This window comes from Methanomassiliicoccus luminyensis B10 (assembly GCF_000308215.1).
GTDB lineage: Archaea > Thermoplasmatota > Thermoplasmata > Methanomassiliicoccales > Methanomassiliicoccaceae > Methanomassiliicoccus > Methanomassiliicoccus luminyensis.
Window position 1 is genome coordinate 21,561 of sequence record NZ_CAJE01000001.1, and the last position, 13,052, is coordinate 34,612.

The following is a 13,052-nucleotide window of genomic DNA, read 5'->3' on the forward strand; positions in this document are numbered from 1 at the left end:
CCGCGATATGACATGAGCATCAGGGAGTTCCTTCAGGAGGACAGGGGCTTCGGGGACATCACCTCGGACGCCCTCATCGGCGAGCAGTCCGGCACCGCCTCCGTCAGGACCGGCGAGGCCTGCGTGCTGGCCGGCCTGGAGGAGGCCATCGAGGTGTTCCGGACCCTCGGTCTGGAGACCGTCCCCGGCGCCAAGGACGGCGACACCCTGGCCGAGGGGGCCGAGGTCCTGGTCATCAGGGGCCGGCTGAAGGACATCCTGCTGGGGGAGAGGCTGGCGCTCAACTTCCTCATGCGCATGTCCGGGATCGCCACTGCCACCGCGGAGGTGCAGGCGGCGGTCAGGAAGGTCAGCCCGAGGACCAGGGTGGCGGCTACGCGCAAGACCACCCCGGGGTTCCGGTTCTATGAGAAGAAGGCCGTCTCGCTCGGCGGCGGCGATCCTCACCGTTATCGTCTGGACGACGCCATTCTGATCAAGGACAACCACCTCAGGATCGTCGGCAGCGTGTCCGATGCGGTCCTGAAGGCCAAGCAGGCCTCCTTCACCAAGAAGGTGGAGGTCGAGGTGGAGTCCCTCGGCGACGCCAAGGTAGCGGCCCAGGCTGGGGCGGACATCATTCTCCTGGACAATATGGCCCCTGAGCAGGCGAAGGAATGCGCTGACGCCATAAGGGCCATCGACCCCCGTGTGCTGGTGGAAGTATCCGGGAGGATCACTCCGGAATCGGCCCCGCGGTACGCGGAAGCGGGCGTGGACATAATCTCCCTGGGGTGGCTGACCCACTCCTCCCGGGCGGTCCACTTCTCCCTGGACGTTCTCGACGTCACCGCTGCAGATTGAGCTTGTTGCGGTGGTACTGCATTCCTATCCTGGACGGCTCCGCCCCGAACGCCAGTGCCAGCAGCTCCGACAGGTGGAGCACCGGCAGGCCGTCCTTCTGCTTGAGGTCCAGCTGCACGAAGCAGAACGGGCAGGGCGTCAATATCGCCGCCGCCCCGGAGGGCCGGAAGCCGGACACCGCATCGGCCAGGATGGCGGAGGACAGCTCGTCGTCGATGCCCGACAGCCCGCCCCCGCAGCATTTCGGCCAGTCCTCGCCCGCCACCACCTCGGCGCCGGTCCAGGAGGCTATCCTGCTCAAGGTCTCCGGACGGAAGGACCGGTCCACCTTCAACACCTCGCTCGGCCTCACCATGTGGCAGCCGGGGTGGGAGGCCAGCTTCAGATCGGTCAGCGGGTTGACGACGCGCGAGCGCACTCCCTCCTCTCTTTCAGCGAGGAACCCGGCCAGGTGGCGCACCTCCGCGTCCCCCCGGTACTCCCGGCCGATCTCTCTCAGCACCGCGTTGACCTCTCTCTTCCTCGCCTCGTCCTCGAGAGCGTGCTGCGCCTCCCGGAGGGACATGTAGCAGCCGTTGCACAGCGTCAGGATGTCCCTCCCGCCCTCCTCGGCGATGGAAAGGAGGCGGGCGGCCGAGGCCAGCCAGGTATCCCGGGCCAGGCTCTTCAATCCGATGGGCTCCACGCAGCAGGTGGCCTGCGGCAGGTCCGAGTGCTCCACGCCGAGCCGGTCCAGCACGAAGCGCGACGATGCTTCCAGGAACGGCAGCCTGGTGGGGATGAGGCAGCCGCTGAAGAGGTAGAGCGGCCGGTTCATTCCCTCAGCCTCCCCAGCCCGGTGCGGCGGCAGATCTCCCCGACCTCCCGCACCGCCTCCGCCGAGACCTCCATATCATCCAGGCCCAGCTCCTTGCGCATCTTCCTGGTCATGCCGGTCTTGGGGAAGCAGATGCCGGTCTGCATGAACCGCTTGGCCTCCTCGCCGAGGTACGGGGGGCGGTTCCCGGCCTCGGAAGCGAGCTCGCGCAGGCGCGCCACCACTTCGCCCGGTCCGGCCCCGGAAGGGCAGCGCTCGGAGCAGGACATGCATGCCGCGCACAGCCACACGCTCCTCTCGCTCCGGACGTCCACCGCCCCCAGGGAGGCGCGCGCCATCAGCTCCGCCGGGCGTATGCCCCCTCGCGCCTGGCTAGGGCATACCGAAGCGCAGGCCCCGCACTGCTGGCAGCGATGCAGCTCACTGCCCCTGTTCAGGTCCCGGGCCACGCTGGGGTCCTCGGCGGTCCTCCTCACGCCCCCTCCAACGCCGCCCGCCGTTTTCTACTTTCCCCGCCCCGCGCCGGAATGCGAAGCGCCGGACGGAGGGCTTATTAGCCGGTCAACGCCCTAACGGGACCCATGGACATCGAGAAGGAGAAGTGCCAGTTCTGCGGGAGGCCCGCCAAGGTCTTCCAGTTCGCCGCCTTCATCTGTGACCGCGACGAGTGCGTGGAGAAAGCGAAGTTCGAGAGGGGCGGCCCCGCCGGGCACATCAAGAGGAAGCACGAGCAAGAGGCCGGGAAGCACTGATCACAGGTGGACAACGTCCATCCCGTCCTCGGCCAGCCTCTCGGCGATGAGGCCGCGGTGGCAGTCCTTGAAGTCCCGCTCGAAGCACAGCAGGACCGAAGGCCTGTCGCTGACGATCTTGAGAAGCTGTTCGTAGGTCCCGCGCTCCTCCTTGAGGTGCTCCAGGTACCTGAACCGGTATTCCTCCGGGTCGATGATGGCCCTGCGCAGCTCCTTGGGAGTGCCGAGCTCGGGCATGTGAACGTATTCGACCCCGGTGCGCTCCAGCGCCTCCCTCAGGGGCCTCTGGGAGAACCCCTTCCTCCGGGAGTACGGGGATTCTCTGACATCGATGAGCACCTCCAGGCCGTACGACCTGACCAGCGAAAGGATGTCCTGCAGCGTTCGTCCTTCATAGCCAACGGTCCAGACCCGAGAGGATGGCATCGCCGGTATATCGTCCTCGCACCTATTTGTTTCTCAGCGCTCTCGCCGCCAGGACGTGGATGTCGTCGACGGCGACGCTCCTATCTAGATCGCCTCCATGGTGAAAGTTCGCACAAGATAGGTGCACCAGGCACTTCGGGCACGCCGTGACCAGGCGGTCGGCGCCGGTCGCCCCCGCCTCGTTCAGCCGCTCCATCTGCACTTTCCTGGCGGTGCGGTCGCAGTTGACCCACCCGGCGGTGCCGCAGCACACGCTGGACCGTCCGGACCGCGGCATGTCCCGGAGGCTCCCCAGCCGCGCTATGATCTCCCTCGGCTCCGTTATGATGCCGGACCCCCTGCTCAGCCGGCAAGGGTCCTGGTAAGTGTAGGTCCCGCCATTGCTTTCAATCTCGACCCCGCCCCTCTTCAGCCCCTCCGCAGCGACCTCGATCACGCTACGCACCCTGAACGGCAGCCTCCCGAACCGCCCAGGGTACAGGTCCCTCCAGGTGACCAGGCACTCGGGGCAGAACGCCACCATCTCCTCGATGCCCTGGGCCTCCGCCGCTTCGATGTTCAGCAGGGCGAGCTTCTCGAACGTCTCGCTGTCGCCAAGCCAGTGGGAGTCGTGCCCGCAGCACCGCTCCGACGGCAGCAGCCTTGGCCGGATGCCGCAGGCGTTCAGCAGCCTGACCGCGGAGCGCGGTATCTCCAGCAGGTCCGGGCGGAAATGGCGGAACACCACGTTGAAGTAGGGGACGCACCCCACGAACAGGAGGGTGGGCGAAGCATCATCGAACTTTAGGTCCGGCGTCGTCCAGCTCCCTCCCTTTGGCGAGAGGCCCCGCCGGGCCGACAGCTCCCTGATGTTGCCGAGAACCCCATGGTGCGCGGGGAGCGGCGGGCTGTCCCGCCGCATCTGCGAGCGGGCCGCCCGTACGAACTCCAGGAAGTCCACCCCGCTGGTGCACGCCTCGGAGCAGGAGCCGCAGGACGCGCAGGCCCACAGCCCACCAGGCTCAACGCCCCCGCCGGACATGATGCCCTCGATCACGCTCCGGGGACTGAAGGAATCGTAGCGGTGCGCGGCCGGACAGGAGTAGGTGCACCGGCCGCAGCCGACGCACTCCTCCGCGCCGAACCGGCGGACCAGCCCCTCAAGCTCCGTCGCGATCCCTCCTCAGTGGCCCCATGGCCTTGACCGCCGAGGTGAACTCGTCCACGGTGGACGCGAACAGGTCCCCCTCCGACGCGGAGATCCATCGCAGCAGCAGCCGCTCCTTCCCTATTCCCAGCAGCTCCAGCAGCTCCCTGGTCTCGCCCACGCGGACCTCCTCCCTCACGTTCCCGGAGGCGTAGTGGCAGTCCCCGATGTGGCAGCCCAGCACCATGACGCCGTCCGCTCCTCTGCGGAAGCACTCCGTGATCAGCCCTCCGTCCACCCGGCTGGAGCACATGACCCTGATGACCCTGACGTTGGCCGGCATCTGCCGCCTCGACGCTCCGGCCAGATCAGCCCCGGCGTAGGAGCACCAGTTGCAGCAGAACGCCACGATCCGGGGCTCCCAGCCCCGCTCCCCCTCCTTGGCTGGGCTTGTCGCGTCGGTCATGGCATCTCCCCGCCGGGTACGGCTTCCTGGCCAAAATACCTTTTCTGCGCACCTCCTGCGGGGGCCCCTTTCCAGGATTTCGGCCATCTCATGGCAAGGATTAAGTGGCCCCAGGCCGTGATGAGTTCGAATGAGGATCATCGGCTTCATCAAGACATCGCTGCTGGACTGGGACGGCCATGTGGTGTCGTCCGTCTACCTTCCCGGATGCAACTTCCGCTGCCCCTATTGCCACAACCCCGACGTGGTGCTGCGGTCCGAGACCTTCGACGAGGTGCCCTTCTCGGAGGTGGAGGAGTACGTCCGCTCCAACAAGGACTTCCTCGACGGAGTGGTGGTGACCGGCGGCGAGCCCACCCTCCACAAGGACCTCCCCGATCTTCTCCGCAGGATCAAGGACCTGGGCGTGAAGGTCAAGCTGGACACCAACGGTTCCAACCCGGGGATGCTGGGGGATCTCATCGAGGCCGGGCTGGTGGACTACGTGGCCATGGACCTCAAGGGGCCGCTGAACGAGAAGTACGCCGACGTCGTGGGAGTGGACGTCAAGCTCGACGACATCAAGCGCTCCATCGAACTGCTGGAGACCTCTGGGGTGGACCACGAGTACCGCACCACCGTGGTGCCGGTGCTGCTGACCCCGGGCGACATCGAGTCGATGGCCGCGTACATCGGGGGCACCAAGAAGTACGCCCTGCAGCAGTTCCGCCCGGGGCACACTCTGGACCCCAGCATGTCGATGGTGAAGCCGTACCCGCAGGGGACCATGCTCGGCATCGCCGAGACCGCCAAGAGGTACGTGCGCAAGGTGGTGCTCCGCGGGGACGTGTGAGCGCATTATCATTTCTCGTTCTCAGTAATACAAATCGGGCCGAGAGCTTTTTTATTCTCCAATTCATCGAAATATAGAATAATCCTCAGATGAAAATGGTGGTGTAGCATGGCAAAGGTCTTTACATGTCCGCACTGCGGGGCCGGTGCAGGCCCCCACGATTCCCAGTGCTGGCGCTGTGGCGGATCGCTCACGGCGCCGGTAACGGCAGCCCCCAGGCCGGCCGCGCCGGGGATAAGGGAGATCAGCAAGAGCAACTTCGACGCCGCCCCTGTGGTCAAGCCCGCGGTCAGGGATGTGGTCGGCGCGTACGGCAGGGAGAAGGAGCTGCGGGACAAGGAAAGGGCCCTGCAGGCCGAGATGGAGTCCCTGGAATCGCAGAACCGCAAGGTGGAGAAGCTCTTCCGGAAGCTGGACGAGGAGAAGAGGTCGCTGGAAACGCTGAAGGCCAGCCTCAGCGCCCGCGAGGACGAGCTCTATACCAAGGCCGCCATCCTCCAGAGCGCCATGCACGCCGCCGATGTCCAGCCCAAGACCGGCGGCCCCCTGTACGAAAGCGGCAGCCTGGACGCGGTGGACCCGGAACCGGTCCTGGCCATGGAGAAGGCCCGCCTCCGCCAGGAGCTGGAGAAAGAGATGGCGGACCAGCTTGATCGGATCACCCAGCTGGAGGAGAGCCTCAGTGCTCAGGAGGACGAGCTCTATACCAAGGCCGCCATTCTCCAGAGTGCCATGAGGTCCACCGACGACCCCCGGAACGCCGGGAGCACCTCCAAGAACGCCAGCATATTATATCTGGCGGCGGGCGGCGACCTGGAGCCCGTGCTGGTCCTGGAGAGGTCCCGGATGCGCAAGAAGATCGAGAGCGAGATGGCCGAGCAGTTCCAGCGCCTCGCCGAGCGGGAGGCCGGGATGAAGTCGGCGTACGCGCAGATGGGGGCCGGGGCCGTGGTGGTCAGCGGTCTCCCCGACAGCCTGGAGTCCGCCCTCGCCTGTGTGCGGTGCCTCAAGACGGTGGAGGGAGGGGCGGACACCCGTTACTTCCGCCTGACCCGCGTCAATGGCGTACTGACGCTGACCGGGGTCGACGCAAATGCCGAGGTCCCGGCCAGGGACGAGAACGCCCCGGCCGACCGGTGAGCCTGCAATGCCCCGAGACCACGGCGCATCTTACCCGCTGCGCGGCACTTCACATAAGTTAAATAGCCTGACGCCGATTCGCCGGCCAGAGGTGGTGCGTTGCAGATAGAGCGCGTCAAGACCTACATCCAGAATTTTGATGAGGTCCTTCAGGGGGGCATACCCAAGAACACGGTGGTGCTTATCACCGGCACCCCCGGCACCATGAAGTCCTCCATCGCATACAGCATACTCTATCACAACGCGCTGGAGAACGGCACCCGCTCGGTCTTCATGACCCTGGAGCAGTCCAGGGAGCACCTCATGCAGCAGATGGAGTGCATGGGCCTCGACGACAAGCGGGCCCAGGACTACATACAGGTGCTGGACCTGAGCCTCATCAGGAAGTCCCTGACCCAGCTCAGCGCCAAGGGGACCTGGATGCAGATCTTCAAGATGTACGCCGACAACCTCAAGCAGAGCTTCGACTACGACATACTGGTGGTCGACTCCCTGGACGTCCTGGAGATGGTCGCCCAGATGGAGGAGGACCGGCGCAACGAGCTGTTCTACCTCTTCGACTGGCTGAGGAACCTGGACGTAACCTCGCTGCTGATCTCCGAGACGACCCCGGACAACATCTTCGACCGGCGCAATGATGAAGGGTACCTCGCCGACGGAATAATCTCCGTCAAGCTCCAGGAGTTCGGCGAGACCGACGTGCAGAGGCGCATACGCTGCATCAAGCTGAGAAGCACCAACCACAAGACGGGCTACTTCTCCCTGCTGTTCACGGACGGCAGGTTCCGGGCCACCCAGGTCATATCCGAGTGACCCGGCCGCTCAAAGGTCCGCTGTCAGCTCTCAGCCGATCTGTCTGAGGTTCGAAGCGGTGTTCCTCAGGGACTTGGCGGCGGTGGCGAAGAACTCGTCGCCCCTTATGGTATCGCAGGTCCTGGCGGCGCTGTCGAACACTTCATCCGCGGCCGGGATTATCCGCCTGAGGTACGGCGATCCCCTGAGCATATACCTCTCGCAAAGTTCGGCTATGCCGGCCGCGTCCATGAGCACGCCGAGGACGTCCATCTGGGACCTCTCCCCTCCCATCTTGATGCCATGCATCACCGTCTCTACGCATATGTCCCGGGTGTCCCTGCATGACGCGATGGTCCTGTCCACGAACTCCATGTTGCTTCTTTCCATCATCATAGACATGTTCTCGTACTCCTCCTTTCGGTCTGGAACGTCCCAGACGCGGCTCGGGCCGGACGATCGCGCCCAAACGCGCCGGGCGAGCGGCCAGGACCGAGGCCTATACTTCGTCCGGAAACCACGAGTATTTGTTTGTTGCATCACCGCAGCTGCGGAATGAGGGCATATGGTCGATTATTCATCGGCGGGTCAGCGCCGGGGACCGCTGAATCCGCCAATGCCAGATGGTACCAGTCGGCAAAAGTACATATACGGCTGATGGGTTCAGCTTTTTGCGGGCTCATGGTCTAGCGGCTATGACGTCTCCTTCACACGGAGAAGGTCGCCGGTTCGAATCCGGCTGAGCCCACTCACACTCTTATCCAGACAATTATCATCGAAATTCAATTCAAACGGTTTTTCCGTTCATAGCCAGTTCGTCAAGGAACATACGGTTGTACGCTTCATTGACGTTGGCGAACGCAGGGTCGGCTCGGGCACGGCAATAGTACCGTTCCGTCGTCTTTGTCGAAGCGTGCCTCATCGATTGCGATACCTGTTCTATCGGGACTCCCTCGTCCAGGGCGAGCTGTCCGCCGGTCGGCCGGAAGTCCTTCCACTTGAAAGTGATCCCGGCTTCCTGCATTACTTGCTTCTTCAATCGGCCGAACGCCTGCTGAGTGTAGTTGTTGACACCTTTGCAGGAGACGGCCGGGATCAAGGGCTCGGCGCTCTTGATGCCCTTGGACTGAAGCATCTCGTTCCTGGCCTTGATGAAATCTAGGACAAATGGCCTCAGGACGTCGGGGATCGGCAGGCGCTTTACTTCACCGTATATTCCCTTGCCTTTCGGATTGGCCACCAGGAAGGTCCACTTCCTCGTATCCAAGTCTCGTAGCGAGGATAGTTGCAGCTCTCCCGGCCTTAACTGTAGGAAGGTGAGCATGGCGGTGGCGAAGCGACAGGCTTCGCCTTTCCAGCCACCAACTTGCCTGCAAGCCTGGAGGACCGCTATCAGGTCCTCGCGGTACAGGGAATAAGGTTCTTGGTTATCGCTGCCTATCCGTATCCGTCCGTCCTTGAGCATGTCCTCGACCAAACGATTCTTGCATTCCAAGCACACGTCCTTCAACAGTTGCATCTGCTTCCTGAGCGTCGAACGCTTTGGAGGTTTCCCCCTTACATCGCGGTTCTTCAGCGCCAGGAAGATCTCTATGATGTCGTCCTCCGTGAACCTGGAGGGGTTCGAGGTGCTTATCTTGCCCGAGCTGTAGAGCTTGTGAATGATCGAAGCCATGAAGTGCAGTTTGCGCTCACGTTCATCGATCGTCCCTTCGCCCAAACGAGCCCGGGCACGTTTCAGGTATCGTCGATAAGCGCACACGAAGGGGTATCGACCCATGGTCTTACCTCTCGGGCGTCTATCCGCTGAACCACGTCCCTGGCCATTCTGGGTTCGCCCATCACGGCAGGAGCGCTGTTTAGCGGAGGCGAGTTGTTCACAGCGTGGTGATATCCTCGCCTCGGGAGCGAGAGGGCGATTTGAGAAGGATAAAGCTTCGCCCGATGAATCATCGAATTTTTTCGGTCGCTCCCTCCGTTCCGGCATTCCCCGTCCTCTCCAGCAGGACGAAAGTCGGAAAGAGAGGGGTAGAGAGAGAATCTCTTTCGGTTCTTTCGAACTCTTTTATCTCAGACTAATGTCGATTAGGCATCGCCGTATTTATATGATTTTTGATTGAAAAAGCAGTCTGGCAATTAATTATTAATCGAGCGGGAGAATTAATAATTAATTCGATCTAGAACGTGAATGTGATATCAACTAGATATCAGACGACCGCCGATAAGCGTACTCTTATCGGATCGATAAGGGGCCGGTTATCGAGGGATGGATGTACCATTACTTTCAAGATTTTGTATGTGTTTTTGAAGGCGGATTATGTTTAAATCGAGGCCCTCGCATCGTTTACGAGAGTAAGCTATCGATTGCGTTTTGTCTATGACAAAACGTAGCACTGGATAGGCTTTGTTGGAGTACCTTTCTCATGTACACACGTATGGAGCTATCTGAAAACGGAAGATGGCTGAAGTTGACCCTGAAATCAGCGACTAATAAAATTATTAATCAACGAATCGTTAGGATGGTTAATGGACCCTTATTCTAGGGAGACGGTTCATCAAAAGATTAATGAGATTATCAATAGGCCAGTTGAGTACATCTACATGTGGGAAGCCATCTCAGAGCTAGCTGATTTGCGTAAAACCGCTCAAGATAATTCAGATACTGAAGCTGTTCAAGAACTTGATTGGGAATATGATCTTCTTCTATATCCTGTATTTGGCAGCAAGGTCCAATATGAAGGAAAAGAAGTCAGTCCTATAGCCAATAAATGGGAATACTATCTGGAACGGACCGATAAATTTACCAATCCGTTTTCGAACCTGCCATTCTGTCAATGGAGGAAGGAGGCAGTAGATTACTACAGAAGGAGATTCATTGAGACAACCAACAATTTCGCTAAAGCCAGATACTCCTTTGCTTTAATGACGCTTAGTTCAGGAAAAGATAAATTCATATTCGCAAAGGAATCATACGAATGCTGGCTTAAAACTGCCGAAGAATACGTATCGAATGACGGTGACAATGGATCGTACGAGATTGTACCATTAGCCTATGGGCTTGCACTAAGAATGTCACTAGAATTTGGTCAGATGCAATGGGCAATGACCGCATTTTCTTCCTTATCGGAGTCCATCACTAAAACGATTGATTATGAGTGGAGGGGCTGGACTCTCGATATTCTTAGACTTTTCGTAAAGCATGTGGGCACTCTAGAAGGACCGAGGGAGAACAAAGAACGAATAGGCACCATGAAATCCAGGCTCATATCTCAATTAAGAGACCTGATTGAGAAAAGCCCAGCAGATGGTGATTACCAACTTGTAAGATGTTACATCGAAGTGTTGGTTGGGTTAGTGGATGAAGACGAGGCTTATATTCTAATGAAGAGAGCTGCTGAAACGCATATCACACAGGGAAATGGAGCACAAGAGGGGCTAGCACGTTATACATTTTATGGATGGGGTTTGAAGGCATACAAGGAGATTCAGGATCGATTTCCTAGAGACAGGGATGATACACAGGCAAGAATAGATTTCATAACCAAAATAATGAAGGAACAGATTGAAAAAATAGAGTGGGAGGACATTTCTGTTAGTTTTACCGTAGATGATCCAGTCAAGAAATATATCGCCGAATTAAAAGGACTTGAGCATGGTGTTCTTGACAAAATTCTTGATGATACATCTGGTCTAATGGACATAGAAAAGGCCAGGGCCCTGACCCTTAAACAGAAGGAAACGGCACCACTTGCATTCATTTTCCCCGTTTCAGTACAGAATGAAGAAAGTACGGTTAGAGAGCATCGCTCGGAGGACTCTCTTCTCGATTATAATGCTAGGAGAAATATCGTAATGTCCATTAAATTCTTTGAAATTCTATTTGTCAATGTTATGCGTGAAACGCAAGATAAGATTGTTGAGGATGGCGACATCGATAGGCTTCTTTCAGAGTCTCGCATTTCGGACATTAAACCTACTTTGGAGATTGGCTTCAAATCCATGCTGAAGACCCCGCCTGATCACCTCGTCGCTGCTCACATGCTCACGCCATATCTTGAGGAAATCATTCGCAGAATCGTAATTGCAAATGGGATGGAAGATCGAGTGGTGGAGTGGGAGCGACAGATGGGTAGCGAGGAAAAAACCATCTCATTTAGGAAGATAGATTTGGGCGGGCTTCTAAGGAACAATGAAGTCCGTACATTGCTGGGAACAGAGTTTACAGATTCCTTAAAGACCTTCCTTGTGGAGCAGGACCAAATCAATTATCGGAATCTACTCCTCCATGGGTTAATTCCTGCCAATAAAATAGGCGTTTTTGATACATATTTTCTTGTCTATTCACTGCTTAGACTAATCAGAATTCTTAGCCAGTCGCCTTCTCCTGCTAGACTGGAATTAAAAAGTAATTAGATTACCTTTCAAGATTGGACAGAGCTATAAGTTATCATCGGAGCATGCAGGTTAGAAAAATTTGGTGATTGAATGTGTATTGCTCGAACTGCGGCACCTTGAATCGAGACGAGGCTAGCTATTGCGTGAATTGCGGGACAGCTTTAGGCGTGGCCAAACGCCAAGCCGAGAGAGAACAACTGTTACAGACGATTGCCGACGGCGGTATCGATTTGCTCCCTACTATCGAAGACGTACCACTAGTGCTCAAAGGAAAAGACAGGTGCATCATGGCCCTGGATAACGTCCAGTTGTACGAGAGCAGGATGGTGCGGGAGTATGTAGGCGGGTCGAGAGGCGTCAGTGTCAGGATAATGAAGGGAGTGAACTACAGGGTCGGCGGTTTCTCCGGCCACTCGGAATCGCACCCAGAACTGCGGCAGATAGATGTTGGAAAGCTCTACATAACGACCAAACGGTTCGCTTATTCTGGATCAATTTCAAACACCCGCATTGATATTCCAATATCCAATATCGAGTCCCTGACCGTATACTCAGACGCCATAGAAATCGGACGAAAAGGAAAACAGAGAAAGGAGTTTTATACAGGTATCGACGGACCCTATGCCCAAGCGGTTTTAGCCGGGGCGATTAACTCATTTTCTAAATCATAGGCATCTCGATTCGTAGACGCTGTTTCCAGGGCTATGGGGCCATTGGTTTGCAGGCGTCTGATTTTCATTCAGAGCCGCTTTGTAAAGCTTGTAGTTCTTCTGGGATTCGAAAAGACAATAGACTGCAAAGATCAATGGGATGATGGCTATTGGGGACCCGTTTCTAGCACTAGCCCCTCCGAGCGCAAAGCCAATAAGAACCCCATAGAACCATCGCTCGTATGTTATCTTGTGTCCCTTGGCTTTCGGAGACAGCTCTTCCTTCTTACTTGACATCCTATCAGCTCTCCCATTGGGCTTATTCATTGATTTACATTCTCTTCGCACTTCTCACAGAACACCGCGTTAACGGACGTTCGCTGGACCTCAACGTTTTATTGCTTTTCCCCTGGTTCTTGTGCCGCGCTTGGGGGAGGGACAGATGGCGGTCTCGTTTTGCGAGAATATTTCGATATCCTTAGGTCGTAGACGATGGCCGAGGCAACACCGGCAATGAGCAGGATGGCTGCAATGAATCCGAGCACAGTCGCCAGACCGGAATACGGGTAGGTCAGGTATGTCTGGGTGATGATTGTCCCGTCGACGGGGATATATCTGTAGTTGGTTACAGAATAATTACCCGAGTAAAGCGCAATCGCTCCCAGAACGATGGCTAAACCAACCACCATCAATCCCTCGTTGCGCCACTTCACCGGCCGGAGATCGAGGCCGCAGTATTGGCACGTCCCTTTATACTCAGGCATGGTCGATTTACATACTGGACAGGTCTTCATGGCATCATCTGGCCTCTAA

16 protein-coding genes, 1 tRNA gene and 1 pseudogene are annotated in these 13,052 nt (G+C 58.1%); 9 read left to right on the forward strand and 9 right to left on the reverse strand.

Annotated features, from left to right (window positions below):
* Positions 1-12: 12 nt before the first annotated feature.
* On the forward strand, positions 13-843 hold the full coding sequence (gene nadC, locus WYS_RS00115) for a carboxylating nicotinate-nucleotide diphosphorylase (protein ID WP_019176124.1): 831 nt from the start codon (positions 13-15) through the stop codon (positions 841-843).
* Here the strand turns inward: nadC and WYS_RS00120 are convergent.
* Both WYS_RS00120 and WYS_RS00125 read right to left on the reverse strand, forming a co-directional pair.
* Positions 827-1,660 carry a CoB--CoM heterodisulfide reductase iron-sulfur subunit B family protein gene (locus WYS_RS00120; RefSeq protein WP_019176125.1) on the reverse strand — a complete coding sequence of 278 codons (834 nt, stop codon included), beginning with the start codon at positions 1,658-1,660 and terminating at the stop codon, positions 827-829. The genes nadC and WYS_RS00120 overlap by 17 nt on opposite strands.
* On the reverse strand, positions 1,657-2,136 hold the full coding sequence (locus tag WYS_RS00125) for a 4Fe-4S dicluster domain-containing protein (RefSeq protein ID WP_019176126.1): 480 nt from the start codon (positions 2,134-2,136) through the stop codon (positions 1,657-1,659). Before WYS_RS00125 ends, WYS_RS00120 begins: the two co-directional genes overlap by 4 nt.
* A 105-nt stretch (positions 2,137-2,241) precedes the next feature.
* Here WYS_RS00125 and WYS_RS15805 point away from each other — a divergent pair, with 105 nt between their 5' ends.
* On the forward strand, positions 2,242-2,412 hold the full coding sequence (locus WYS_RS15805; protein ID WP_019176127.1) for a hypothetical protein: 171 nt from the start codon (positions 2,242-2,244) through the stop codon (positions 2,410-2,412).
* Here WYS_RS15805 and WYS_RS00135 read toward each other — a convergent pair whose 3' ends face one another.
* From WYS_RS00135 to WYS_RS00145, 3 genes are read right to left on the reverse strand one after another with little or no spacing between them, the layout of a single operon-like run.
* Positions 2,413-2,838, reverse strand: coding sequence for a DUF488 domain-containing protein (locus WYS_RS00135; RefSeq protein ID WP_019176128.1), 426 nt, complete (start codon positions 2,836-2,838; stop codon positions 2,413-2,415).
* 22 nt (positions 2,839-2,860) lie between these two features.
* Positions 2,861-3,994, reverse strand: a complete 1,134-nt coding sequence (locus tag WYS_RS00140) for a (Fe-S)-binding protein (protein WP_336603353.1) — start codon at positions 3,992-3,994, stop codon at positions 2,861-2,863.
* Positions 3,978-4,430: a hydrogenase iron-sulfur subunit gene (locus tag WYS_RS00145; protein WP_019176130.1), complete on the reverse strand. Its 453-nt coding sequence runs from the start codon at positions 4,428-4,430 to the stop codon at positions 3,978-3,980. Before WYS_RS00145 ends, WYS_RS00140 begins: the two co-directional genes overlap by 17 nt.
* A gap of 130 nt (positions 4,431-4,560) precedes the next feature.
* Here WYS_RS00145 and WYS_RS00150 point away from each other — a divergent pair, with 130 nt between their 5' ends.
* The 3 genes from WYS_RS00150 (at position 4,561) to WYS_RS00160 (ending at position 7,215) form a co-directional block, all read left to right on the forward strand.
* On the forward strand, positions 4,561-5,262 hold the full coding sequence (locus WYS_RS00150; RefSeq protein WP_019176131.1) for an anaerobic ribonucleoside-triphosphate reductase activating protein: 702 nt from the start codon (positions 4,561-4,563) through the stop codon (positions 5,260-5,262).
* A gap of 108 nt (positions 5,263-5,370) precedes the next feature.
* On the forward strand, positions 5,371-6,402 hold the full coding sequence (locus WYS_RS00155; protein ID WP_049796191.1) for a hypothetical protein: 1,032 nt from the start codon (positions 5,371-5,373) through the stop codon (positions 6,400-6,402).
* A 99-nt stretch (positions 6,403-6,501) separates the two neighbouring features.
* A complete protein-coding gene (locus tag WYS_RS00160; protein WP_019176133.1) occupies positions 6,502-7,215 on the forward strand; it encodes an RAD55 family ATPase in 714 nt (237 codons plus the stop codon).
* A 30-nt stretch (positions 7,216-7,245) separates the two neighbouring features.
* On the opposite strand, the gene WYS_RS00165 is transcribed toward WYS_RS00160, so the two are convergent.
* Positions 7,246-7,596: a hypothetical protein gene (locus WYS_RS00165; protein ID WP_147654554.1), complete on the reverse strand. Its 351-nt coding sequence runs from the start codon at positions 7,594-7,596 to the stop codon at positions 7,246-7,248.
* Between the two features lie 273 nt (positions 7,597-7,869).
* Between WYS_RS00165 and WYS_RS00170 the strand changes: the two genes are divergently transcribed.
* A tRNA-Val gene (locus WYS_RS00170) sits at positions 7,870-7,942 on the forward strand.
* A gap of 39 nt (positions 7,943-7,981) precedes the next feature.
* Here WYS_RS00170 and WYS_RS00175 read toward each other — a convergent pair.
* Positions 7,982-8,869 (reverse strand): site-specific integrase, encoded by an 888-nt coding sequence (locus WYS_RS00175; RefSeq protein WP_162137661.1) that lies wholly within the window; start codon positions 8,867-8,869, stop codon positions 7,982-7,984.
* Between the two features lie 851 nt (positions 8,870-9,720).
* On the opposite strand from WYS_RS00175, the gene WYS_RS00180 reads away from it, so the two are divergent.
* From WYS_RS00180 to WYS_RS13770, 3 genes and pseudogenes are all read left to right on the forward strand, one after another.
* A complete protein-coding gene (locus tag WYS_RS00180) occupies positions 9,721-11,607 on the forward strand; it encodes a DUF4209 domain-containing protein (RefSeq protein ID WP_019176136.1) in 1,887 nt (628 codons plus the stop codon).
* A 74-nt stretch (positions 11,608-11,681) separates the two neighbouring features.
* Positions 11,682-11,747 (forward strand): annotated as a pseudogene (locus WYS_RS16585) (zinc-ribbon domain-containing protein); the annotation flags it as partial.
* A 9-nt stretch (positions 11,748-11,756) separates the two neighbouring features.
* Entirely contained in the window at positions 11,757-12,260 is a 504-nt protein-coding gene (locus WYS_RS13770) for a hypothetical protein (protein WP_019176137.1), read from the forward strand.
* On the opposite strand, the gene WYS_RS00190 is transcribed toward WYS_RS13770, so the two are convergent.
* Both WYS_RS00190 and WYS_RS00195 read right to left on the reverse strand, forming a co-directional pair.
* Positions 12,255-12,536, reverse strand: a complete 282-nt coding sequence (locus WYS_RS00190) for a hypothetical protein (RefSeq protein ID WP_019176138.1) — start codon at positions 12,534-12,536, stop codon at positions 12,255-12,257. The two genes, WYS_RS13770 and WYS_RS00190, sit on opposite strands and share 6 nt — an antisense overlap.
* A gap of 98 nt (positions 12,537-12,634) precedes the next feature.
* Positions 12,635-12,928, reverse strand: a complete 294-nt coding sequence (locus WYS_RS00195; RefSeq protein ID WP_147654556.1) for a hypothetical protein — start codon at positions 12,926-12,928, stop codon at positions 12,635-12,637.
* Between the last annotated feature and the right edge of the window lie 124 nt (positions 12,929-13,052).